The organism is Veillonella montpellierensis, from assembly GCF_947090115.1.
GTDB classification, from domain to species: domain Bacteria; phylum Bacillota; class Negativicutes; order Veillonellales; family Veillonellaceae; genus Veillonella; species Veillonella montpellierensis.
In genome coordinates, this window is record NZ_CAMUMS010000004.1 from 56133 (window position 1) to 82453 (window position 26321).

A 26321-nucleotide genomic window follows, 5' to 3' on the forward strand; every position below is an offset into this window, starting at 1 on the left:
GGCACATACTATACACATGGTTAACTTAGAATGACGCTATGCTATAAATGCTAGGTAATAACTAGCTTATTTAAATACATCTTGCACTACAATCGTTTGATTACGATTAGGACCTACAGATACGATACCAATAGCTACGCCTGTTACTTCTGCAATGCGTTCTACATAACGACGAGCGGCTTCTGGCAATGCATCATATTCACGAATACCGCTAATATCAGTTTGCCATCCTTCCATTGTTTCATAAATAGGTTCGCATCGTTCTAATTCTTTTAAATCTGCTGGGAATCCAGTTACTGGTTTGCCATCTAATGTATAGCCTACACAAATTTTAATTTCTTTAAAGGTGTCTAAAATATCAAGACGTGTGATGGCTAAGTAGTCTAAACTACTTAATCCTGCCGCATAGGATACAACGGCTAAGTCTAGCCAACCAGTACGACGAGAACGACCTGTAACGGTACCAAATTCGTGGCCAATTTCACGAAGGGCTTCTCCCACTTCGTTGAGTTGTTCTGATGGGAATGGACCTTCACCTACACGGGTTGCATAAGCTTTTACAACGCCTACAATATTATTTAAATAGTGAGGACCTACACCAGATCCTACAGACGCACCACCTGCAACAGGATGAGAGCTAGTGACAAATGGATAGGTGCCATGATCTAGGTCAAGCATCGTCGCTTGAGCGCCTTCAAATAATACTTTTTTCCCATCTTTAATGGCATTAATAACGGTACTATTCGTATCGGCCACAAATTTTTTAATTTGCGCTGCATAATTTTTATAATCTCTTAAAATCGTATCAAAATCAACTGGTTCTACGCCATACACATTCGTGAACATTTTATTTTTGATCGTCACATTATATTTTAATTTTGTCACAAATAGGTCTTCATCATATAAATCGCAAACACGAATACCTACACGATTGACTTTATCTGCATAGCATGGGCCAATCCCATTTTTAGTGGTCCCAATTTTCATAGTTCCCTTAGATGCTTCTTCTGCTTCGTCTAAGCGAATATGATAGGGCATAATCACATGAGCTCGATTTGAAATTTGCAATCCTTTTGCGGATTTCCCCTGTTTTTCCAAATTGCTAAGCTCTTCTAAAAAAACTTTCGGATCAATGACAACACCTGTACCGATAACATTTGTTTTATTATCATACAAAATACCGCTTGGTAATAAACGCAATGCGAATGCTTTGTCATCGACTACAACCGTGTGACCTGCATTATTACCACCTTGGCTACGCACAACGACATCAGCTTGTTCTGCTAAATAGTCAACAATTTTACCTTTACCTTCGTCACCCCATTGAGTGCCAATTACCATACTTGTTGCCATAATTATATCCTCCATTAGATAACAATCGATTACACTCTATTTTAATACATTTACCCGTGTATTGTCCATGAGTAAAGTATCCGTTCTATCACTCACCCACAATAATCGCATACATTTCTTCTAATCCCCATTGTAAGGCGTCTATATCGATATTCGAATAATTGATAATGAATTGATGCGTACATATATCGCGGTGTGTGTTCTTTTGATAGTACTCTGAAAGGGCTTTAATATGGATGCCTTTCTCATGACAACGTTTAATAAACTCCGTATCACTCATCGTCGTCGCAAGGGTTATTACATAGTGTAAGCCTGAGCTATTTTCTTGAATGCTCAAGTACGGATATAGAGAGCTTGCTTTCATCGTGTGAATGACTTGTTGTCGCTGTTTACGGTAATAGGTGCGCATGCGATTAATATGGCGCTCAAAATATCCTTGTTCAATCAAGTCTGCCAACGTATATTGTTCAAAGTTAGACACCGTCGAACTACAATAGGTCATCGTTTCATGATAGATATTCATGAGCGATGGTGGTAATACCATATAACTAATACGAATGGTAGAGGCCAAACTTTTAGAGAACGTATTCATATAAATAACCGATTGACTCGTATCAATACTCGCCAAAGTAGGAATCAGCCTTCCTGTCAGTCTAAATTCACTATCGTAATCATCTTCAATTATATAGCGATCCGAGGAAGCTGCGGCCCACTGTAGTAATTCTTGGCGACGCCCTATGGATGTCACCTTTCCTGTAGGAAAGTGATGCGATGGGCTCAAATGCAAGACTTGTGGGTCCGCGTGGATAATGTCATCCATAACAACGCCCTCCTCATCTAATCGTGCATAGGTACACGTCCGTTGATGTTGTTTGTAAATATGGGAAAGTTTCGAATAACCAGGATTTTCCAAGCAGTATACATAGTCTTGCTGCAACAAATGAATGAGAATCGTATATAAATATTCTGTGCCCGCTCCTATAATGATTTGATCGGCCTCAACGGGCATATTTCTAAAAACTCGTAAATACCCTGCCACTGCCCGTCGCAGCGCATAGACCCCTGCTGGCGGTGATGTGGCCATCAACTCTTGTTGCCCATAACTCATGCGATGGCGCATCAATTTTGACCACACGCTAAAGGGAAACGCCTGTTGTGGTGTGTCGTTGGCCGTCAAATCCAATCGATACGACGGTGGAGCTATAACCAGCGATGTATCCCTTTCACACACCGCCTCTTTAATGGTTGGCGTATCGCCTTTAACGATTTGTTCCATCACATAGTAACCGCGCCTAGGCTTGGTGTAAATATAGCCTTCCGCCATTAATTGTTCATACGCCGTAGTAACCGTAATCACGCTAATTTGTAAATGGTTTGCCAAATGGCGTTTCGACGGCAACTTGTCATGTGCTTTTAAATGACCATTGACTATGTCCATTCGTATATACTCATATAACTGGGCGTATAAAGGAGATGTCACGTCTTCTCGCAATTCATAGGTAATCATATAACCTCACATCTGGTTCTATCAAAAAATATCAAAATGGTTATTTTAATAATATCACATAAGTGTATACTAGACACATCACTATTGATGAACACGTAGGAGGAATTATGAACAGAGAACAACATGAATTAAACAAAGAACTAGCACAAATGTTAAAAGGCGGCGTAATTATGGACGTTACCACACCAGAGCAAGCTAAGATTGCCGAAGAAGCCGGGGCCTGTGCCGTTATGGCGTTAGAGAGAATTCCAGCGGACATTCGTGCTGCTGGCGGCGTATCACGCATGAGTGATCCCGCTATGATTCAAGGGATTCAAGCCGCCGTATCCATTCCCGTCATGGCAAAATGTCGCATCGGGCATTTCGTAGAAGCCCAAGTATTAGAGGCCATCGATATTGATTATATCGATGAAAGCGAAGTACTATCTCCTGCAGATACCATACATCACATCAACAAACGCGACTTTCACGTACCCTTTGTATGTGGTGCTAAAGATCTAGGAGAAGCGTTACGACGTATTAACGAAGGGGCCGCTATGATTCGCACCAAAGGCGAACCAGGTACGGGCAACGTAGTACAAGCCGTAAGCCATATGCGCCTTGTGAAGAAACAAATCGCTCACATTAAAAGCTTGCGCACCGATGAATTATATGACGTGGCCAAATCATTACAAGTCCCTTATGAACTTGTAGCCACCGTTCACGCCACTGGCACATTGCCGGTAGTCAACTTTGCCGCAGGTGGCATTGCCACACCAGCTGATGCGGCACTTATGATGCAACTAGGTGCAGACGGTGTATTTGTAGGATCTGGCATATTTAAATCTGGCAATCCTGCCCAACGAGCTGCTGCCATCGTGCAGGCGGTCACCAATTATCAAGATGCAGCATTAATCGCACGCGTATCCAGTAATTTAGGAGAGGCCATGGTCGGTATCAACGAAGCAGAAATCGAATTACTCATGGCAGAGCGAGGTCAGTAAGATGAGTAAAAAAATTGCGGTTCTCGCTTTGCAAGGTGCTTTTATCGAACACGAACGCCTGTTAGCCACGCTCGGGGTAACTACGGTGGAACTTCGTCAGTCACAAGATGTACTCCAATCGTATGACGGCTTAATTTTACCCGGCGGTGAAAGTACGGTACAGGGCAAATTATTACGGGATATGCATATGTTAGAACCTTTGCGGGAACAAATTACCCAAGGGCTCCCTACATTTGGTACCTGTGCTGGCATGATTTTACTCAGTGAAAGTACAACCAATGATCGGCGCTCCCATTTACAAACTATGCCGATTACCGTGAAACGAAACGCCTATGGCAGACAATCTAGCAGCTTTATAACGACTGCTTCCGTAACTCACGTAGGAATGGTGCCTATGCATTTTATTCGAGCGCCTTACATTGAATCCGTCGGTAGCGATGTGGAAGTGCTCGCCACTGTGGATGATATGATTGTCGCCGCTCAATACAAAAAGCAACTAGCCGTTTCCTTTCATCCAGAAGTAACAGATCATACGGCCATGCACGAGTATTTCTTATCCTTATAAAAGGAGTCATGTACATTGAACATACAGTACATACGTGCCTATATACAAGAACGTGTACATCAAGGCACCGCTCCAGTTCTCTAAGTATATGCCATAAACAAGAATCTATGCAGTAGTTAACATTGACTGTTAGAGTAAACACTAATGTTACTTTTTCTAAGCTACCTATGCGGTAGTTAACGAGCAACGCGATCCTTGACGGAGTCGCCTATATTTCTAAGCTACCTATAGATATATCATAAGTACGTATCTATAGATATATATCATAAGCGAGTATTCATAGGGTATACCATAAACAACTATCTATGATATGTATCAAGCAAGTACCTATAGGATATACTCTAAACAAATATCTATAGGTGTATACCATAAAGAAGTGCCTATAGAGTACACCATAAACTAGAAAAACAGAGGAAAGTTGATGCTGAACTGCACTCCAAAAATTGTGTTCAATTTTTGGAGTGCAGTTCATACGTTTTGATCAACTTTCCTCTGTCTTATGTAAGACTATTTTGTGATAGTCGCTTATATACTATATTGTTACGAATAGATGTAGTCCATATGATGATAGAAATTTCTTCATTCCATCATCACTATCTACTTTGTAGTGTTCATCCGTTTCGTTTATGCTACATCCTTATAGACCAAATCGTGCCATAATCGTATCCACATGTTTTAATAGTGGTTTGTAATCGAAACAAGCGTCGATTTCTTCTGGTGTTAAATACTTACCTATGTTAGTATCGGACTTTAACCCCTTAGCAAAGTCTTTGCCTTCTAACCACCGCTCCATAGCATATTTTTGTACCCAGCGATACGCTTGATCGCGAACGGCACCTTTTTCTACCAAGGAAGTGAGTACACGTTGTGAGAAGATAAGTCCTCCCGTACGTTGCATATTCGCCATCATAGTATCTGGATATACTAATAATTTATCGATTACTTTCGTCGCCAATGACAACATATAATCCAATGTAATCGTACTATCTGGTAAAATAATGCGCTCTACAGAACTATGTGAAATATCTCGTTCATGCCATAATGCTACATCTTCTAACGCCGCTTGTGCATTGCCACGAAGGACACGAGCCAATCCACAAATGCGTTCGCATGTAATCGGATTGCGCTTGTGAGGCATCGCAGAGGATCCTTTCTGTTTTGGCGAGAAATATTCTTCTGCTTCCCGCACTTCCGTGCGTTGTAAATGACGAATTTCCAAAGCGATTTTATCTAAGGTGCTGCCGATAATCGCAATCGTTGATAGTAATTCTGCATGGCGATCGCGTTGTACCACTTGGGTCGCTACTTTCACAGGTGTAAGCCCTAATTTATCGCACACATATTGTTCTACAAAGGGATCCACTACAGAATAGGTCCCTACAGCCCCCGATAATTTACCTACCGCTACAGTCTGTTTTGCACGTTCCAACCGTTCTATGTCGCGCTCAATTTCTGCCATCCATAGGCACAATTTCAAGCCGAACGTAGTTGGTTCTCCATGAATACCGTGCGTACGTCCCACCATTGGCGTATACTTAAATTCTTTCGCTCTACGACGAAGCACATCATGGAATGTATGCAAGTCTTTCAATAAAATGTCACAAGATTTTTTCATCATAATGCCTAAGGCTGTATCTTTCACATCTGTAGAGGTTAACCCCATGTGAATATATTTAGCTTCATCCCCTACAAATTCACCCACTGCTGTAACGAACGAAATAATATCATGATTGGTTTCCTTTTCAATTTCATGAATGCGTTCGACTTTAAAATCCGCTTTTTCACGAATCGCTTTCGCTGCTTCCTTAGGAATATTACCCAATTCCGCTTGTGCTTCACACGCTAAAATTTCAACTTCCAACATCGATTCAAATTCATGACGTTCGTCCCAAATACGACCGATTTCTTCTCGTGTATATCGTTCAATCATTCATATCGCTCCTTCATTGATAGCAGGGAGGGCATCGCCGTTCCCCATTAGATTATCTACGTAATAATCATATCATATGCCCCTAACAGGGTCAACGAACTAGCTTATAAAATTAATACTATTTATAAATTTGACTAATCAATACATATGTATGACTTCTGCCTAATTGATGCGCTAGAATGTATAGCTATACAAAAAGTGACAGTATACACTGATCACTGATAGGCCATGTGCGGAATACGACTATATGATTATGGCATTGAACTTGAACAATGCATTCTGGTAAACCATGTACGTACTATGAATACCCTTTAACAAACACATCAGAACTAACTCTATCGGAGAAACCATGTACGTCATATGAGTATATCAATTCTCGTTTTGCACCATGCGCACTAGTTAACAAACTATGTACGTCATATGACTACAAGGATTCTGGTTTCGTCTTGACAATCCACACCATCGCTATTACATGGAGAACCCATACAATTCCTAAGAGACTGCGCCCCACTATACTGTCACCCATACAATAGAATCCAATACCCATAGTAATGGTAACCGTTGTAATAATAGAAATTTTTGATTTTCTTGTGAGCGCCCTCTCTCTTTCAAAGGGTGCCACATGTTTTGTATACATACTCGTCCCTATAAACCACTGATGTAATCGCGTTGAACCTTTGCCAAAGCAAAATAAAGTAGCCATATAAAATGGTACCGTCGGCAAAATAGGTAATACCAAGCCAATCGTTCCTAATGCAAGACTTAAAAACCCTACACTTAACCAACCATACCGCATCCATCTAGAGCGTTTTGTTTCTCTATTCATTGTTGTCATCTGTTTCATACCAAGCCCTTTCTAACACACTTTCTACGTACAAATCCTACATACACGCTATATATTGCGATACATGTATACCACTACCATCAATCATAGCACCTATCGATTATCATATAGGTATCATTCGTTGTCTATCACCATTACATGCTATCGCACTGAGTATCTCCCAAATGGTATCAGTGCATAACACGATACGCGCATGACAGAATATCACAGATACGACTCTCGTATCTTAATTACCGCCAAATACGTAGACCTCAATGCATACCATGCTTATTTCCTAGATCCTATTCAAATTTCTTGAGTGACGAGCGCCCTAGGTCTACGCAATACACTTACTTTTTCAATAACCACGACAAGTAGTATCCACATACCTATCCCTATAAAAGTCAGATATAGTAGAATAAGAGATTTTCTTTCCCCAGTGTTAACTAATAACGTTTATCAAATTATATTATAACGAAATTTATAAATACTTGTATATAACTATTTTTCATAATCACTATGGCGATGAATGATTAGAAATCACCCATATATAAGGTCCGCAAACCTATCTATATCTATCATCTTGGACTGTTACCGCCGATTCTAAAAAAAGATTTTTCAAAGCTATCTATCATATAGCACTTATAACAATTTGATATATGTGCAATATGAATAAAACGCAAGAAAGCTAGTGATTATGTGCTTTTAGCAATTGAAGTATCCATAAATTGACAATCATTTTTTTCAAGCCTATAATGAACTCAAACAACTGAATATCAAACCTTATAGGTGCTATACACATCATATGTCACATAGTTTCAAAGTAGAGTATCTACATTTATATGTATCATATGTAGCTTAATAGAGAAGTCGGTGTAACTCCGACACGGTCCCGCCGCTGTAATAATGAGCACACTTCACAATGTCACTGGGTAACTGGGAAGGCGAAGTCAGCGTTGAATTTAAGTCAGAAGAACTGCCTATAAGAAGCATTATCGTTTGAACTGCGAGAGACAGGTAGATATGTAACATGTATATACTAATTATGTGGTATTGTATAGTGCCTATACTATAGTTAAGAATATCTACCGTTTTTCATCTATTGAAAGACGGTTTTTCTTATAATACATACCATCATAGAATGTATCTATACACATTCTATCAATGCAAACAGAATGATTTCCTTATCAACATTGTTTCTCCTCATCTCCCATGATATAGATGGCAATATTATAGGATATCAAACGTTAACTCATCGATACTGTAATTGTGTGACGATATATGAAGAGATGCGCCCTTACTACGAAAAGCAATGACAGATTGGGGTTTTGTCTAATGTGTACGCCATCGTTTCCGCGATGGCTTTTTTTATTAGTATGAGGTCCATTAATACCTTGCATTAGGTAGACGGTCCGTGAACCAATCAAGCTGTATAAATCGACATACATCTTCATTCAATTTTGGTATATACTGCCCCAACTCAAACAGAAAGGATACAGTTATATGGAACAAGATACTAACCTCACTATGCAACATGGCGAAGACAATCATCATGATTCCGCCGACAATTCGACTTGTTGTGCCTCTATGCAACATGGTGAAGACAATCTACAAGAAGAACTTCCAGCAGTAAGCTTTGATGAATTTGATGTGCCTACTTTTGAAGCTTGGAAAGAAGATGTTATCGGTTTATTAAAAGGTAAATCTTTTGAACGTAGTATGTTCACCGACACTTATGAAGGAATTACATTAAATCCAATTTATCGTCTGGAAGATCAGGAAGGCCTTACCCACAATAAAACCTATCCTGGTTGTGAAAGTAATTTACGTGGTGCTAATCCAGCAGGTTATATTCATCAACCTTGGATAATTGCTCAACGTGTAGACGGGAAAACACCAAAAGAAGCGAATGAACAAATACTCTATGAATTAAAAAAAGGTTCTACTGCCGCTTCTGTCTACCTTGACACAGCAACTCGTAAAGGCCTTGACTTTGATCAAGCAAACAAAGAAGATGTAGCCGATTGTGGTGTATCCCTTAGCACCTTAGCCGATGTAGATACACTTTTACAAGATGTGGACTTAGCAGCTAATGAACTTGATATTCATTGTGGTGCTTCTAACATTGCCTTATTAGCTGCCATCGCTACCGTTTGTGAACGTCGATCCATCGATTTATCGTCACTAACAGGTGCTATCACTAGTGATCCTATGGGAGAACTAGCACGTTTGGGCTCACTAAAGCGCCCTCTCGATGAGTATTACGATGAAATGGCGCATGCCATTAGCTGGGCAGAAACCTATGCACCACAGTTACGTACTGTAATGATTGATACCGATGTATATCACAATGGTGGTGCCAACGATATTCAAGAAGTAGCCTATGCGATGAATACGGCACTTACCTATCTTCGTGCTATGGAAGTACGTGGTATTGATGTAAACACATTCTGTAAACATGTACGCGTACACTTTAGTGTAGGTGCTAACTTCTTCATGGAAATCGCTAAATTACGTAGTGTAAAAACTATGTGGGCACAGATTATTCGCCATTGCGGTGGTGACGAAACAGCACAAAAAATTAATCTATTTGTCAGCACTTCTACATTCTGTCAAACCAAATATGACCCATATGTAAACTTATTACGTGCAGCGACTCAATCATTCTCTGCCGTTATTGGCGGTATCGACGGTATGTTTGTAAAACCATTTGATCATTGCATTCGTCCAAGCGATGAATTTTCTCGTCGTATTGCTCGCAATATTCAAATTATGGAACAACATGAATTCAACTTTATTCAACCGATCGACCCATCTGGTGGTAGTTGGTATATTGAACCACTTTGTAAAGAATTTACGGAAAAAGCATGGGCTAAATTCCAAGACATCGAAGGTCACGGTAGCATTCTAGCCGCATTAACATCTGGCAAAGTGCAAACAGCTATTGATGAAATTTTACAAAAACGTTTCAAAAACTTAGCGACTCGTAAAGATCGTGCCGTTGGTAACAACATGTATCCAAATATGACAGAAGAATTATTGGAAATTCCTGCTGTCGATTTTGATGGTATTTACAAAACTAAACAGTCCGACTTAGCCGTTAACAAAAAAGTACGCGATAATGCATTTACTGAATCACTACTTTCTGAAATTAGTAAACGTGATTTCAGTGAACCAGGTAGCTTGATGGATACAGCAGAAAAAGCCATTCGCAGCGGTGCTACATTAGGCGAAATTGATGCTGCCTTATCTGAAAGTGCCAAAGGGGAAAGCGTAGATCCTATTGCGCCTCATCGCTGGACTGAACAATTCGAACAATTACGTATGCGTACAGAATCGTATAAAGCTGAACATAATAGTAATGTCACTATTTTCTTAGCAAATATGGGACCAATTCCACAACATAAAGCACGTGCCGATTTTGTTACTTCCTTTATGCAAGTAGCTGCTTTTGATGTATTGACTAATAATGGATTCAAAACAATCGATGACGCTGTGGCAGCCGCTTTAGAATCAGGAGCCGATGCGACAATCGTATGCTCTACCGATGCGACTTATCCAGAGTTAGCACCAGCTATTACAAAAGCCATCAAAGCTAAAAACCCTGCTATGAAAGTATTCTTAGCCGGTGCTCCATCCGCAGAATTAAAAGAACTTTGTGATGCTGCTGGCATGGATGATTACATCAGTGTGAAATCAAATTGTTATGAAACATTGCGTCATATGCAACAAGAAAAGGGGATGTGCTAACTATGTCAAAAATTCCTGATTTTACAACCATTCCTTTTGCAGAAGCCAGCCAAGACCCAAAGGCATTCACTGCATGGGAAGAAAAATTAAAAGCCGAAACTGGCAAATCCTTTGATGATAGCTATTATCGAACTATGGAACAAATTGATGTAGCGCCATTATATGACCAATCCGCTTATAAGGATTGCAATCACTTGCACTACGTTGCTGGCATACCTCCATTCTTACGCGGACCATATTCCACCATGTATGTCACTCGTCCATGGACAGTTCGTCAATATGCTGGTTTCTCTACCGCCGAAGAATCTAACGCCTTCTATCGTCGTAACCTAGCAGCTGGTCAAAAAGGCTTATCCATCGCCTTTGACTTGGCTACACACCGTGGCTATGACTCAGACCATCCACGCGTTGTTGGTGACGTTGGTAAAGCGGGCGTTGCGGTTGACTCCATCCTTGATATGGAAATCTTATTCTCCGGTATTCCACTTGATCAAATGTCTGTATCCATGACAATGAATGGTGCCGTACTTCCTATCATGGCGTTCTACATTCTAGCCGGTGAAGAACAAGGCGTTGATAAAGCCGTTATGGCTGGTACAATCCAGAATGATATTCTAAAAGAATTCATGGTGCGTAACACCTACATTTATCCACCAGCTGCTTCCATGCGTATCATTGGTGATATCTTTGAATATACATCTAAGTATATGCCTAAATTTAACAGTATTTCTATTTCTGGCTATCATATGCAAGAAGCCGGTGCCACAGCGGATATTGAATTAGGTTATACATTGGCAGATGGACTTGAATACTTGCGTACTGGTACAGAACATGGCTTGACCATTGACCAATTCGCACCACGGTTGTCCTTCTTCTGGGCCATGGGTAAAAACTACTTCATGGAAATTGCCAAAATGCGTGCTGGTCGTATGTTATGGGCTAAAATTGTTAATTCCTTCCATCCTAAGAAAACTAAATCAATGGCATTGCGTACACATTCGCAAACCTCTGGTTGGAGCTTAACAGAACAAGACCCATTCAATAATATTACTCGTACTTGTATCGAAGCTATGGCGGCCGCTCTTGGTCATACACAGTCATTGCACACCAATGCGCTAGACGAAGCGATTGCCTTGCCAACTGACTTCTCCGCACGTATTGCTCGTAATACACAATTATATATTCAAGATGAAACGAAAGTATGTAAGGTTATCGATCCTTGGGGCGGTTCCTACTATGTAGAATTCTTAACTAACCAATTGATTCGCAAGGCATGGGCACACATCCAAGAAGTTGAAGCCTTAGGTGGTATGTCAAAAGCCATCGATACAGGCTTGCCTAAGATGCGTATTGAAGAAGCTGCGGCTCGTCGACAAGCGCACATTGATTCGGGCTCTGAAAAAATTGTAGGCGTTAACTATTTACGTCTTGATAAAGAAGATCCTCTTGATATCTTAGAAGTTGATAATACTGCCGTACGTTTATCACAAATCGAACGATTGAAAAAATTGCGTGCTAACCGTGACAACGATAAAGTTCGTAGCTGCCTAGAAGCTATTACTAAATCTATGGAAACTGGAGAAGGAAACTTACTTGAATTAGCCGTAGAAGCAGCGCGTGCTCGTGCTTCTAAAGGTGAAATTTCCGATGCTGTAGAAAAAGTATGTGGTCGCCATAAAGCAATTATCCGCTCGATTTCTGGCGTATACTCCAGTGAATTTAGTGACGATGATGTCATTGCTGAAGTTCGTCAAATGACCGATGAATTTGAAAAGAAACAAGGTCGTCGTCCTCGTATCTTCATTGCTAAAATGGGTCAAGATGGTCATGACCGTGGCGCTAAAGTTATCTCCACTGCCTTTGCCGACATGGGTTATGACGTAGATATTGGACCTTTATTCCAAACACCAGCTGAAGCCGCTAAAGATGCGGTAGATAACGACGTTCATATCGTTGGTATGAGCTCCTTAGCCGCTGGTCACAAAACATTGATGCCTCAATTAATTGAAGAATTAGCCAAATTAGGCCGTGAAGATATTATGGTTGTTATTGGCGGTGTTATTCCAGCACAGGACTATGATTATTTATATGAACATGGTGCCGCTGCCATCTTTGGACCTGGTACCATCATTCCAGTATGTGCTAAAAAAGTACTTGAATTATTAAATGAACGATTAGAGGAGGAATAAACTCACGAGGGGGGCTAATCTATGACTGAAACGTATAAACCCGATTGGGTTCCTACAGAGGATGATAAACAATTTGCTTGCCGTGTTATGCGTGGTGTTGACGGTGGGCATGATGGCATGTCAGAACATACACAAGCAGCCAAACCTGCTCACATGCCTAAAGTGATTAAACGTAAAAAGTTAACTGTCGATGATTATGTGCAAGGGGTTCTTGCTGGCGATCGCATGATACTATCTCGTGCCATCACATTAATTGAAAGCAATGCAGCTGCCCATTTTTCTATAGCCCAAGAAGTCATTCAACGACTATTACCGTACACTGGTAATTCCCGTCGTATCGGTATTACTGGTGTTCCTGGCGCTGGTAAATCAACTTTCATAGAAGCATTAGGCACCAAATTATGTCAAGATGGTCATAAAGTAGCCGTATTAGCCGTTGACCCATCGAGTACTGTTACTAGAGGGAGTATCCTTGGTGATAAGACTCGCATGGAACAATTATCTCGTGAACCGAATGCGTTTATTCGTCCATCCCCATCGGGTGGTACACTAGGTGGCTTAACGCGTAAAAGTCGCGAAACCCTCTTATTATGTGAGGCCGCCGGATACGATACAATTCTAGTGGAAACTGTCGGTGTAGGACAAAGTGAAACAACCGTACGGTCCATGGTGGATTTTTTCTTACTCGTCGTATTAACTGGTGCTGGTGATGAACTACAAGGTATGAAAAAAGGCGTTATGGAATTGGCCGACGCCATCGTTGTCAATAAAGCGGATGGCGATAATCTACCTCGTGCGAAAGTGACTCGCGCTGAATATGAACGAATTCTTTATTTCATTCGAAAAGCGACAGAACAATGGACAACCCATGCCTATACATGTTCTGCCTATACGGGCGCTGGTATCATGGAACTTTGGAACAACGTAATCGAAGTATTCATGAAGCAAGGCACCGAAAATGGTGTGTTAGCCGCGCGTCGTAAACAACAAACCCTTTCTTGGGTATATTCTATGGTCGAAGAACACCTCCACAATTTATTCTATCGATCACCGAATGTTATTGCTAGTAAGGATTCCATTGAAGAAGATATCATTTCTGGTACTATGACAGCCACCATGGCGGTCAATCGTTTTATCGAACTATTTGCACAAACGGATATATCTGAAAATAGTTATAAAGCATCATCTCCTTTTGAAATTAGATAATTCTAGGGTAGGGATGTTGTTGATGATGAATTGATAACCATCATTACTATTTTTATGAATGCAAGTGCTAATTTTTCTATACAACAAACTTACAAATACTATATGCATCATAAAATTTCTTCCCTTCACAAGCCCTACCCTACGTACATCTATTTTCTACATACATATTTATATTTTATAAGTCTCCTCAACACTTATAAAAATGTACATACTAAGGAGAGATTAACTATGGCATCAGATTATCCAGCGCCTAAAGCCTATATTGAACTCATTGAAAAACGATACAATCTCAAAGTAATAGATAGCCATTACATACTAGTTGATACACAGTATGATCGCTACAATATGATGCTCGACGTGCAATTCAATGATGAAATGGCGCAGGCCTTTAAAACAAAATATGGACAAGTAAACTCAGCACATCATGTAGCTTGGGAACCATGTCCACATACAAATAGTATTCGATTTCACGCAGAAATAGGTAATAACATTTTACTTCTTTGGGATACTTTACTATAGATACGTGGTATACTGCTCATAAGTATCTACCACTTATACCTAAAAAGCACAAGCTCCACTTGTATTATCAAGTGGAGCTTGTGCTTTTATGTTTTCCTATGCTTGTAGTAAGCTAACTAGTAGATACTTTCCTTTCATAAAAACATCTACCTTCTACATTGTATCCTATCGTATCAATATATCTACTTATATCATAGGTTTCACAAAAATCCAGCAAAAGACCTTTATGAACTTAATCGTTTCTCTACTACGTACTACATCATACTACCTATACAATTTATATTGATATATCAGTACATACGCATAGACATGAATACATCAAATATCCTATTTATTTAATGTAGCCCGTATAAACCATAATTGTTTTTCATAATAAGCAATATGATCTTCCATCATATTAGCTAGCGCAAAATTATCATCTTTATCAGCGGCTTCACGAATTTGTCTTGCCAAATTACTCATAAGCTTCATGTCGCTTTCCAAAATAGTGATGGCTTCTTCAATAGAGAAATCTTTCCCATCAATTTCTTGAATCGATGCTAGTTGTAAATAGTCCGCTGCTTTCACAACAGGATTAGCCCCTTGAATTTTCAATAATTCTGCTACTGCATCATAGTATTCAAAGGCTTCATCGTATACGCTTTCCAAAAATTCATGTACACTTTTAAAGGCTATCCCTTTTACATTCCAGTGTAAATTATGCAACTTAAAATTCCAAATACCTAAATTCGCTACATATTCATTGACTTGTTGTTGATAGTTCATAATAATCTCCTTATATACAATATACAGAACGCATTCCCTAAGAACTACGCAAGCAATACTGTCATTATTCCATCATGCGAGTCCTACCGTGCGACTACTACGTCAATACCCTCGCCTCTGAAAGTACACATCCATCAGCCTATATCTGCGCCTACTACCATCATTCACATGCTTTCTAGAACCAAGATAAGAATCTCATAAATGAACCAACCTCGCCTACTAAAGCAGAAAATCGTGAAGGGCTCCCCATCCAGTCTCTGTTGCGCTACGAAATATATCCGCATCTTTGTAGGTTGTAAGGAATATACCTTATTCCTATCTTTAGTGACAAAACGAGGTATACCCAACCTTATCCGCTAATATAATAGATTTTGTAAGGTGTTCCTCAATGATCTACCGTTCTTATCGCATGCGACATATGTTCGCATCCTAATAGGTTTATAAGAAATATGCCTTATCACACTTACATCACAAGAAGTATGTCATATCACAGTCATTACTACGGGCTTATAGAGAATGCCTATACAAAAAGAAAATTAATATCATTCTCTTTTTGTGTTGCTAATGATATAATACTACTAACATAATCAAGAAAATAGCAAAATAATAGGGATTACTAATACAATCATAGCAATCCCTTAATGAATGAACAAACATATCTACAATTTATAACTAATAATATTCCCATGTGTAAAGAATATGCCTATCAAAATCCTAGTCGCATCCTATACATACTGTATGTTATATATCTATGAGTGCAACTGTTTATGCCCATATTACGCTATGTTTCCTATTCACCACACAAAAGGAGTTTTCCATGTATGACCTCAATGCGATCAATACCAGCACATTACCGATTGTAGCCTTAACAGAAGAGTTACAGGAACATGTCATTTGTAAAACAGTAAATCACTTTCATACAGACATAGAAATCATTCACATTCTAACTGGTTCTATGACTTACTACATCAATGGAGAAGCAATTCACGTAAAAAGCGATGATATATTGTTCATCAATAGTTCTCAATTACACAATGCTATGTTAACAACAAGTCCCTATTGCCAGTTTAATTTTGTGTTAATCAGTCCTAGTATCATCACGGACAATACATGGCTTTCTAAAAAATACATGGAACCCTTCTTAAATACCTCGCAGTATCACTATCAACATGTATCTGCTAACGACTTATACCATCAGGAATTACAATATGCCATCGATACTATGGTGGCATGCAAACAGTCAGCTGCTCCTGGCAGTGATTTGGATCTGTTAGGGCAAGCATATATGCTCATGAAATATATATACTTACTATATGAAAAGCATCTTCCATCCACCTCTACCATGGACAAAGATTTACCCTTGCAAAATCTAATGTTGCAGTATATTTATCAACAGTATAGGCAAAAACTGACCTTACATGACATAGCAGCTGCCGGCAATGTCAGTCCTAGTTCCTGTTGTAAGATTTTCAAAAAATATGTCCATCAATCCCCGATGGTCTATGTCAACCAATATCGTCTACAAATGGCATGCCACTTATTAATCACGACAGATTATCCCATTACCGATATTGCCTATCAATGCGGATTTAATCAGCCCAGTTACTTTAATAAATTATTTTTTAAAACCTACCATTGCACGCCTACACACTATCGTCAACGTGCTAACTATGTATATTAAAGGCTTATCGATTTACTCTATTGGTTCGTGGGGTCCTCTTCTACTGACCACGAATACTACTACGCTCACGCAAGGTTTAGCAAATGGATGATGACAAACTACTGGCCAGAAATACTACTACGCTAGATACTTCTGAATTGGGTAATTGTGTATGTATGAGTGTGTATCCAGTCATTTTATACGCACTCACACGATTAATCCTGACGTAACGGTTCTATCGAGGCATAGACATGATTATTTCGATGTTGTCCACTCGTATACAATATACTTTGGATAATATCTGTCATCATTTGTTTCGACATATGCTTAGGTAATGTATCATACACAAAGGTAATCCCTACCATACGATTCGTATGTTCCGGATATATCCAGTAGTACATATAGTGCTTACCATATTGTGTACCAGCAAAGAATACACCCATCGCCTCATTGGCTAATACTAATGAGGCAGAATCAATGCTAGCGCCATTATACACAAGTGAATTAACGCCGCGCATTAATTCACGATACGGTGTGCTCGCCGTATGTGGATCTTCTATCACGGTTGATGGAGCCACATCAATAATTTGAAATTGGTTACGTTCACGATCCATATAGGTATGAACCGTTACCTCTTGATTGTTGACTACATCAGTTTGTGTATCTACATAGTCTAAATAGGCAGGAATCTTTGCCGTAATAGTCGCATCAACAAGAGAGGTATAATTATGTACCAACTTACTATCAATCGTGGCACGGCGCATAGACGGTATTACAAAGTTTGCAAAATCATAATTGGCTACTATGGCGTTAGGGTCATGAACGTTATAATTCACACTATTGAATACATTGTAAAAAGTATGTGTATCTTGGGGAAAGTAAAAATTAGCGGTATACGTCGACAGAGCATCGGGAATTGCTTCATTTATATTCGGATACGACCCATAATCCCACGTTGGATATGCTACGTTCGACTTGGTTAACAAACCGCCACCACCATATACAGCACCTGCATAATGAGAAATTGCCTCTTTCGCAATGTTCTGCGCCATAGTTTCCGTAATATGTCCATACGGTTGATTCATATATGTATTGTGTGCCTTATAGGTGTCCATGTTCGTAGCCCCTACATAATAGGAGCCTACTTCCGTTTTAACAAATATGCCCTCTTCCCTAGGATCTACTGCATGTAAGGCTATAAAATTAGCTATCCTAGGTATATTCACACGATAATTGGCTCTCCCATTATCTTGCACGATAACGGTAGAGCCATATTTCATTAAATCTGTTACTACTTGTTTATCTACGGTAGCAACGCCATCGGCAATGGGATGAACTTGTTCCATCCAGGCCTGTTCCGACATAGACATATCACGACCTGGCATATCCGCTTGTACGGTTATCGCCGCACCTCCTAGAGTGCTTATCATGCACCCTATAGCGATTCCTTTTATTATAGGTACTATATATTGACCTTTTACCTGTATCAACGATATTCCTCATACTTTCTTATATTATCACGATTACTATGATTTATTATACCCCATTTTACTAACAATAGGGAATAGCGTACGCCATTCCCTAGTAGCAAGACCTATACAATTTTTTGTGTCACATATACACTATTTCACATATTAGATTGCGTATCACCAGTGATACTACTTCTATACACTGCCCATAGCTCCATCTACGCACATAGCCATGTATCATAGCCTATATAGTGCTATCACTTTTATAAAACGACTCTTTACGCTATAGATCCATAGGCAATCATCATCTCTGGTAGTGCCATCATCCTACCATAGATTTCCTTTTATAAGTAGCATAAGACGTTCATCACCTAGGCGTTATTAAATTTCTTATACCTAGTGTTGTGTAAATAGTATCGCCTATATAACCCTGCCATGGCGTTCATAAAAGAGTCAATATCCTATCGGCTAGGCAATCATCTATCGATGAGTACAATAATCCTACCATACATCGATACTTTTATGATTAATGTAAGACATTCACCATATAGGCGTTATTAAATTTCTTATATCCAGTGTTCTATAAATAGTATCGCCTACATAACCCTGCCATGGCGTTCATAAAAGAGTCAATATCCTATCGGCTAGGCAATCATCTATCGATGAGTACAATAATCCTACCATACATCGATACTTTTATGATTAATGTAAGACATTCACCATATAGGCGTTATTAAATTTCTTATATCCAGTGTTCTATAAATAGTATCTTCTATATAACCGCTGCCATGGCTTTCACGCAACGATCAATCGCCGTATCGATAGTTTGTTTATCGATGGTTAAGGCTGGATTAAAGTAGAGTACGTCCCCTAGAGGGCGTAACAAAAGGCCATCGGCCAAAGCTTGTTTATAAATGGCATAGCCTAGCCGCTGTTGACTTGGGTATGGTCGTTTGCTCGGTCTGTCTTCTACCAATTCAATGGCATTGATAAGTCCTATATGGCGAATTTCTCCTACATGAGGATTTTTACCCAAAGCGTCTTCTAATGCTCCATGCAAATACACTGCCATGTCATTCGCTTTTTCTAATATATGATCCTCTCGCATAATCTGTTGGACTGCCAAGGCCGCACTACATGCCACTGGATTGCCTGCATAGGTATGACTGTGTAAAAAGGCTTTTCCTTTGCTATAGTCATCGTAAAAGGCATCGTAAATTTGTTGTGTTGTAACGGTAACCGACATCGGCATATAACCGCCGGTAATGCCTTTCGACAAGGTCATGATGTCGGGACTCACCTTAGTATAGTTGAACGCAAACATTTTGCCTGTCCGACCAAATCCAGTAGCAATTTCATCGGCGATCAACAAGACCCCATAGGCATCACATAAGGCGCGAATTTTTTCTAAGTACAAAGGTGGATAGATGCGCATCCCTGCACAACCTTGTACCAATGGTTCTAAAATGAACGCGGCTGTTTCATGGCCATGCGCGGCAAACATCTTTTCTGCCGCTTCAATGCATTCACATTGGCAACTAGTTCGCGTCTTTCCATACGGACAACGATAACAATCGGGTGCTTCTACATGAAATGAGTCCATCATCATAGGCTTGTATATTTTAGAAAAGGCATCCATGCTCCCTACGGATAAGGCTCCGATGGTTTCTCCATGGTACCCTTCTGTAAGGCACATGAATTTTTGTCGTTCTGGATGCCCCGTCTGATAATGATACTGAAAGGCCATTTTCAACGCTACTTCTACTGCGCCTGACCCATTATCGTTAAAATGAAATTTACAAAGCCCTGGGGGCAATACTTTCATAAGTTCTTGGCAAAGTGTAATTGCTGGTCTATGGCTCAAATTAGCAAAGATGACATGCTCCAATGTATCTAATTGAGTTTTGATAGCATCATTAATACGCTGATTTGTATGGCCCAACAAATTTGCCCACCAGGAGCTAATAATATCAATATATTCTTTCCCCGTATTATCGTACAAATAGGACCCATGACCCCTTTCAATAATAATCGGTTTTAATTCTTCGTAATCTTTCATTTGTGAACATGGATGCCACACATATCGTAAATCTTCTGCTACCCAATCCATTACTATACCACCTCATCAAACGCACCTAGCGTATATATCTACTATACACGACTACTTTATCACTCATACACTCGCTGATTATACCCTGTGTAACCTATATCTAACTTACTACGAATACTAGCACATAGGCCTAGGGGAAAGCTATCGCCATCCTCTGTATATCAAGTTACAAGTAGCATTTCTCCTACACTATACTATGTACTACTTGTAACCATGGCAAGTCGCTCGCTCCTATATCACCGTACCGCTAACAGATATATCATTTTGATACATCATCAAATAAGTTTGCCAATAGGGAAGGATCTATGTCTAACTCTGTATCGCCTGCTTTTACCAAGCCTAGGACGGATACACCTGTTAATTGTTCTATCATATATATATTATCTTCTTCCATAACGCCACCTGCATAATGGTTTAAAATAATCCCTTTCACTGGAATATGACGAGAACGCATATATTCAACAGTGAGCACTACTGAATTGATTGTACCTAGTCCCGCATCAGCCACGATAAGTGCTGGCAGGTGACACCAATGTATGATGTCCTCTAATAAATACACGTGATCTGCATCATACCGAATAGGGCAAACAATGCCACCACTGCCTTCCATCACTACATAATCATGCGTACTAGCCACCTTATGAAAGCCATCTATCACTACCTCTTTTTCTACAGGATTGCCTTCTAATTTAGACGCCAAATGTGGTGATACCGCATGTTCATACAAATAGGATAACAATGTTTCTTTCTCTTGTTCTAAGTTTCCTATACGATTAACAAAACCTGCATCACTGTCCTCAATCGTATCAGCGCCACTCAAAGCGGCTTTATAATATCCAAGTTTATAGCCTGCTTCTTTCATCTTTTTGGCTAATAAAGCGGTTACATAGGTCTTACCTACATCCGTTCCCGTTCCTGTAACAAATAGTCCTCGACTCATGATATTAGATCCTTTATTAATAATATACTACCTATCTTTTATGCTATTATCATTTAATCACACATAATTTACATTGTCAACTTGAACAAATTATTGTCAGTTTACATTGTTCTTATCGTGCAAATAGTATCTTGTGCCTAGAAAAGAAGCATAAAGACTACTCTACACACATGACCCGTCTATCCTTACTGTGTCCTTAATTTCTTGCTACATGAAAATCTTCTGTACCTCTAACACACTAACATATGGTAGAACAGAATCATTCTATAACTATACATGCTCTATATATGCTATATATAGGCTCATACCATAGTATTCGATTACTATAGTATCTTCGTCTATTTTTATAGGCTCAAAGCCTTATCCATAGACTATACATTCCTCATAGCTACTACTATACAGATACATACTCATAGCTACTATCTCCCATACAAATACATACTCATAATTACTACTTCATACAGACAGTATTTACGCACAAAAAACCGATGCCCTAGTCTTTACTAGTGCATCGGCATCATATCGGCTTATGGCCACGGTATTCGATTGGTGTAGTATCTTTCTCTATTTTCATAGGCTCAGACACTATCATCTAGGGCTACCTATAAACACATTCTATATTCTAACATCAACCTATGTACATAAGCTATATTCTAACATATATATCTAATCTAACATAACTCTATTAATATGAGCTATATTCTAATACATATAAATACCCTAACCTAATAATGGATAGGGTATAGTCTAAAAAAATATAGAGATGATAGTAACGAGGAATCTACAATCCCTATACGTTTCTGCAAGTTAGAAAATAACACTATCATTGAATAATCGGTTGCTAACGAAATAGAGTGAATCATCTTTTATAAGTTAGACACAAATTTGTCGACACACATCGATGGCTAACGAAATAGAATATATCATCTTTTATAGGTCGGAAAATAAATCTGTCGACAAATACCGTTCTCCCGTATCTGGCAAGATAATCGCAATCGTTTTACCTTTATTTTCCTTTCGTTTTGCCACTTCTACGGCTGCCCACAAAGCGGCGCCTGAAGAAATACCTACCAATACGCCTTCCATGCGGCCTAATTGTCGAGCACTGGCCAAAGCATCTTCCGTCGACACGGCAATCACTTCATCATATATGGATGTATCCAATATGTCTGGCACAAATCCGGCGCCAATGCCTTGAATGCCATGCGGACCTGCTTGCCCTTTGGAAAGAACCGGCGAGTCCACTGGTTCAACTGCCACGACCTGTACGTGAGGATTTTTTTCTTTCAAATAGGACCCCACGCCTGTTATGGTGCCACCTGTTCCTACACCAGCCACCACTATATCTACCGTGCCATCCGTATCATCCCAAATTTCAGGGCCTGTCGTCTTATAATGAATCGCAGGATTAGCAAGGTTGTAAAATTGCCCCGCTTCGATAGCACCAGCGGTAGCCGTCACAATTTCTTTCGCCTTGGCAATTGCTCCCTTCATACCTAGCCGACCCTCAGTCAGCACCAATTTAGCCCCATAGGCGCCCATAAGTTTGCGTCGTTCAATACTCATAGTTTCTGGCATAACGATAACAACTTGATAGCCTAACGCAGCACCTATCGCAGCCAATCCAATTCCCGTATTGCCACTGGTAGCCTCTACAATCGTACCGCCTGGTTGTAATTTTCCTGATTCTACAGCCTCTTTAATAATAGCGGCTGCCACTCTATCTTTTACACTACCACCAGGATTAGTAGCTTCTAATTTTCCTAATAATATGGCTTGTACACCATTTGCTTTTTCAAATTGCCCCATCCGCAATAATGGCGTATGCCCGATCAATTCTGTCACTGACGTTGCTATATGTCCCATACCAACACATCCTTCCTATTCTATATCCATATAATCGATACTAGTATCATCTCATACAATTCTCTTGGCAAAGAATACCATCACTCTACATGGTAACCATCATACATATATTGTGCTACCAGTAACTGTCATGCATATACATGACTATCTATATAGGATGGCACATGCTAACATACTAGCACCGCCAAGAGATACGATACAACGAATCTACAGTAATATACCCGTCCATAGCAACCGCTCTTACTATGATTCATCTATCTGTCAAAATCAAAATGAACTATGCACCACGGACTATATTAATCATAACATGACATTACCTATAAACAAATACTTACTATAAAAAGAACAGTTCTAATTAGAAAAATTATGAAACGCTATCCCCCTTACCGATGAAGTAAGGTATATATGTGAGAAATCGATTACTACACATACGCTAAGAACCTAGTTTACGCCTTACCTATCGCCATAGTTACTTTATAAACATCTACGCCTACTAGATCTATCACGTTAGGTTACACAGTATACACGCAAAGTAAAAGCCGCCAAAAAAGCACCCATAAGACTCATTGAATTGGGGACTTTGAAAAAATGATTCAGAGAGTCTTTAGGTGAAAAAAACTCCCTGCCAACTCTTTATACTAGGGAGTTTTTTAGCACATCGACGGTATGCAAGTAGATATAATAACATAGTGCAAAAAGTAGGGGGTATACAGCACCTAACGAATATATAGCAGAGTACTTTTTACGTACATCATCAGGAGTCTGTGTCACACATGTTTGCCTACTACAAATTTGGATATATAGGAACTTTATAGAGAAAATTGACATATAAAAATCGGCACAAAGGGTAATCCCTTCACGCCGATTAAATTTTAAAAAAATAAATCCCTAATTAAGAGCTCCTTACTATCAACTTTTTTACTAAGTTTATTCTTTTTTATTGTTTTACATGCTACATTTATTAATTTATAATAAAAAATACGATTATTTTTATATCACACTATTTTACTAGCATAAAAATGTATAGTCTATGACGAACATATTACTAGATCTTCACCTCTGAGTACATAGAATGTATCATTGCTTTACACGCTCAAGGATGTAAGTGCTTTACAGAGTATAACCGTATCCTAAACTAATATACATCTATGTATGGGGTACAACAATATATCCTTGCCGTCTATGTTAGTACACATCCAACAATCCTAGGAAGGAACTTATACATTTCTTTCTATAACTGTATACTATGAATGTCATACGCTGCACACTGTATATGGTAACCATGAATATGATTCACACGGGAGGGCATACAATGACGACTACAAAGGAATCCTTATGGACTCGTTCCTTTATACTAGACACGATTATTAATTTATTCGTGTTTCTAATTTTCTATATGCTGATGGTCATCATCGCCATTATTGCTAAAGATGATTTTCACGCGAGTCCTAGCCAAGCAGGACTCGCAGTCGGCATGTTTATCATCGGCACTGTAGTATCTCGCATCATGACAGGCCGTTTCATCGGCACCATCGGTTGTAAAAATATCCTGTACGGGGGACTAGGACTATATCTAGTTTCTACCATACTATACCTATATGCCCCTAATCTACTCATCCTAGATATGGTGCGTTTTCTAAACGGTTTCGCCTATGGTGTAACCTCTACGGCAACTAGTACCATCATCAGTACCATTGTACCTAAATCACGACGCGGTGAAGGTATTAGCTACTATGGACTTAGTACGAGTTTAGCCGCCGCTATTGGTCCTTTCCTGGGCATTTTCTTATTTCATACCCTAGGTTTCAACGCCATCATTTACCTTGCTGTAGCCTTAGTCATACCATGTCTAATAGCGGCATGTCTACTTTCCTACGAAGAAACACCACGGACTACCACTTTAGGGACTAGCAAAAAATTTCAACTTTCAGATTACGTGGAGCCACGGATTAATGCAATTACTTTAATTTCCACCCTTGTCGGATTAGCCTACTCTAGTATTATCGGATTTATAGCATCCTATACTAGGGAAATTAATATGATTGAAGCAGGTACGTTATTTTTTATTGTCTACGCCGTTACCACCGCCATTACGCGCCCTGTTCTTGGCAAATTATTCGATAAAAAAGGAGAAAATTTCATTCTCTATCCTTCCTTTATTCTATTCGCCATCGGTCTTGTTCTCCTGGCCTATGCCAGTGCCAGCTGGATGATCCTAGCCTCTGCCGTATTGGTCGGCTTAGGTTATGGTAGCTATATGTCGAACGGACAAGCGATTGTGGTTAAAATCGTACCCTATCATCGTATTGGTATGGCCACCTCTACCTACTTTATCGCTCTAGATGTGGGTGTCGGTATTGGTCCCTACCTACTAGGCGGTGTGAAAGAAATCGTCGGTTTTACCTACATGTTTCTAGTAACGGCCGCTATTGCCATGCTAGCGTTTCTCGCGTATCACTTTCTCTATGGTCGCTTAATTGGCACGCCTAACGATCCTGCACTATCCGCGCAAAAAGAGGAAATCCAATACCGCAATGCGCAAGGCCATATGGAACTAGAACATACTACGTTAGACTAATCCGATCAATATATCACGCCAACGACCCTTAGTCTATTCTAGCCGTGTAACAACTTCATACAAACAATTCCCTTAAAATTAAGACCACCTACTTTATATCATCACCGA

At 39.6% G+C, this 26321-nt stretch carries 17 protein-coding genes and 1 riboswitch; of the genes, 8 read left to right on the plus strand and 9 right to left on the minus strand.

Annotated elements, in window-relative coordinates; all coding sequences use genetic code 11:
- Positions 1-66: 66 nt before the first annotated feature.
- Positions 67-1353 carry an adenylosuccinate synthase gene (locus P6940_RS02995; protein ID WP_028257543.1) on the minus strand — a complete coding sequence of 429 codons (1287 nt, stop codon included), beginning with the start codon at positions 1351-1353 and terminating at the stop codon, positions 67-69.
- Positions 1354-1441: 88 nt separating this feature from the next.
- On the minus strand, positions 1442-2860 hold the full coding sequence (locus tag P6940_RS03000; protein WP_277293150.1) for a PLP-dependent aminotransferase family protein: 1419 nt from the start codon (positions 2858-2860) through the stop codon (positions 1442-1444).
- A 107-nt stretch (positions 2861-2967) separates the two neighbouring features.
- Between P6940_RS03000 and pdxS the strand changes: the two genes are divergently transcribed.
- Together pdxS and pdxT are read left to right on the plus strand one after the other, a co-directional pair.
- Positions 2968-3843 carry a pyridoxal 5'-phosphate synthase lyase subunit PdxS gene (gene pdxS, locus P6940_RS03005; RefSeq protein WP_277293151.1) on the plus strand — a complete coding sequence of 292 codons (876 nt, stop codon included), beginning with the start codon at positions 2968-2970 and terminating at the stop codon, positions 3841-3843.
- A gap of 1 nt (position 3844) precedes the next feature.
- Positions 3845-4408: a pyridoxal 5'-phosphate synthase glutaminase subunit PdxT gene (gene pdxT, locus P6940_RS03010; protein ID WP_038152987.1), complete on the plus strand. Its 564-nt coding sequence runs from the start codon at positions 3845-3847 to the stop codon at positions 4406-4408.
- 637 nt (positions 4409-5045) lie between these two features.
- On the opposite strand, the gene purB is transcribed toward pdxT, so the two are convergent.
- Positions 5046-6338, minus strand: a complete 1293-nt coding sequence (gene purB / locus P6940_RS03015) for an adenylosuccinate lyase (protein ID WP_277293152.1) — start codon at positions 6336-6338, stop codon at positions 5046-5048.
- A gap of 424 nt (positions 6339-6762) precedes the next feature.
- Complete coding sequence (locus P6940_RS03020; RefSeq protein WP_277293153.1) at positions 6763-7182, minus strand: YbaN family protein; 420 nt, start codon at positions 7180-7182, stop codon at positions 6763-6765.
- A gap of 787 nt (positions 7183-7969) precedes the next feature.
- A riboswitch (cobalamin riboswitch) is annotated at positions 7970-8158 on the plus strand.
- Positions 8159-8664: 506 nt separating this feature from the next.
- Between P6940_RS03020 and P6940_RS03025 the strand changes: the two genes are divergently transcribed.
- The 4 genes from P6940_RS03025 to P6940_RS03040 all read left to right on the plus strand — a co-directional run bounded on the left by P6940_RS03025 (position 8665) and on the right by P6940_RS03040 (position 14825).
- A complete protein-coding gene (locus P6940_RS03025) occupies positions 8665-10911 on the plus strand; it encodes a methylmalonyl-CoA mutase family protein (RefSeq protein ID WP_277293154.1) in 2247 nt (748 codons plus the stop codon).
- A 2-nt stretch (positions 10912-10913) separates the two neighbouring features.
- Entirely contained in the window at positions 10914-13100 is a 2187-nt protein-coding gene (gene scpA / locus P6940_RS03030; protein ID WP_028257550.1) for a methylmalonyl-CoA mutase, read from the plus strand.
- 21 nt (positions 13101-13121) lie between these two features.
- Entirely contained in the window at positions 13122-14306 is a 1185-nt protein-coding gene (meaB, locus tag P6940_RS03035; protein ID WP_028257551.1) for a methylmalonyl Co-A mutase-associated GTPase MeaB, read from the plus strand.
- Positions 14307-14534: 228 nt separating this feature from the next.
- Complete coding sequence (locus P6940_RS03040) at positions 14535-14825, plus strand: hypothetical protein (protein ID WP_038152133.1); 291 nt, start codon at positions 14535-14537, stop codon at positions 14823-14825.
- Positions 14826-15152: 327 nt separating this feature from the next.
- On the opposite strand, the gene P6940_RS03045 is transcribed toward P6940_RS03040, so the two are convergent.
- On the minus strand, positions 15153-15590 hold the full coding sequence (locus tag P6940_RS03045; protein WP_277293155.1) for a Dps family protein: 438 nt from the start codon (positions 15588-15590) through the stop codon (positions 15153-15155).
- 817 nt (positions 15591-16407) lie between these two features.
- On the opposite strand from P6940_RS03045, the gene P6940_RS03050 reads away from it, so the two are divergent.
- Positions 16408-17271: an AraC family transcriptional regulator gene (locus P6940_RS03050; protein ID WP_277287782.1), complete on the plus strand. Its 864-nt coding sequence runs from the start codon at positions 16408-16410 to the stop codon at positions 17269-17271.
- Positions 17272-17465: 194 nt separating this feature from the next.
- Here P6940_RS03050 and P6940_RS03055 read toward each other — a convergent pair whose 3' ends face one another.
- From P6940_RS03055 to cysK, 4 genes are all read right to left on the minus strand, one after another.
- Positions 17466-18740, minus strand: a complete 1275-nt coding sequence (locus tag P6940_RS03055; protein ID WP_277293156.1) for a hypothetical protein — start codon at positions 18738-18740, stop codon at positions 17466-17468.
- Positions 18741-19491: 751 nt separating this feature from the next.
- A complete protein-coding gene (bioA, locus tag P6940_RS03060) occupies positions 19492-20829 on the minus strand; it encodes an adenosylmethionine--8-amino-7-oxononanoate transaminase (protein WP_277293157.1) in 1338 nt (445 codons plus the stop codon).
- 259 nt (positions 20830-21088) lie between these two features.
- Positions 21089-21769 carry a dethiobiotin synthase gene (bioD, locus tag P6940_RS03065; protein ID WP_038152149.1) on the minus strand — a complete coding sequence of 227 codons (681 nt, stop codon included), beginning with the start codon at positions 21767-21769 and terminating at the stop codon, positions 21089-21091.
- A gap of 930 nt (positions 21770-22699) precedes the next feature.
- A complete protein-coding gene (gene cysK, locus P6940_RS03070; RefSeq protein ID WP_038152152.1) occupies positions 22700-23635 on the minus strand; it encodes a cysteine synthase A in 936 nt (311 codons plus the stop codon).
- 1312 nt (positions 23636-24947) lie between these two features.
- Between cysK and P6940_RS03075 the strand changes: the two genes are divergently transcribed.
- Positions 24948-26213 (plus strand): MFS transporter, encoded by a 1266-nt coding sequence (locus P6940_RS03075; protein ID WP_277293158.1) that lies wholly within the window; start codon positions 24948-24950, stop codon positions 26211-26213.
- Positions 26214-26321: the final 108 nt, after the last annotated feature.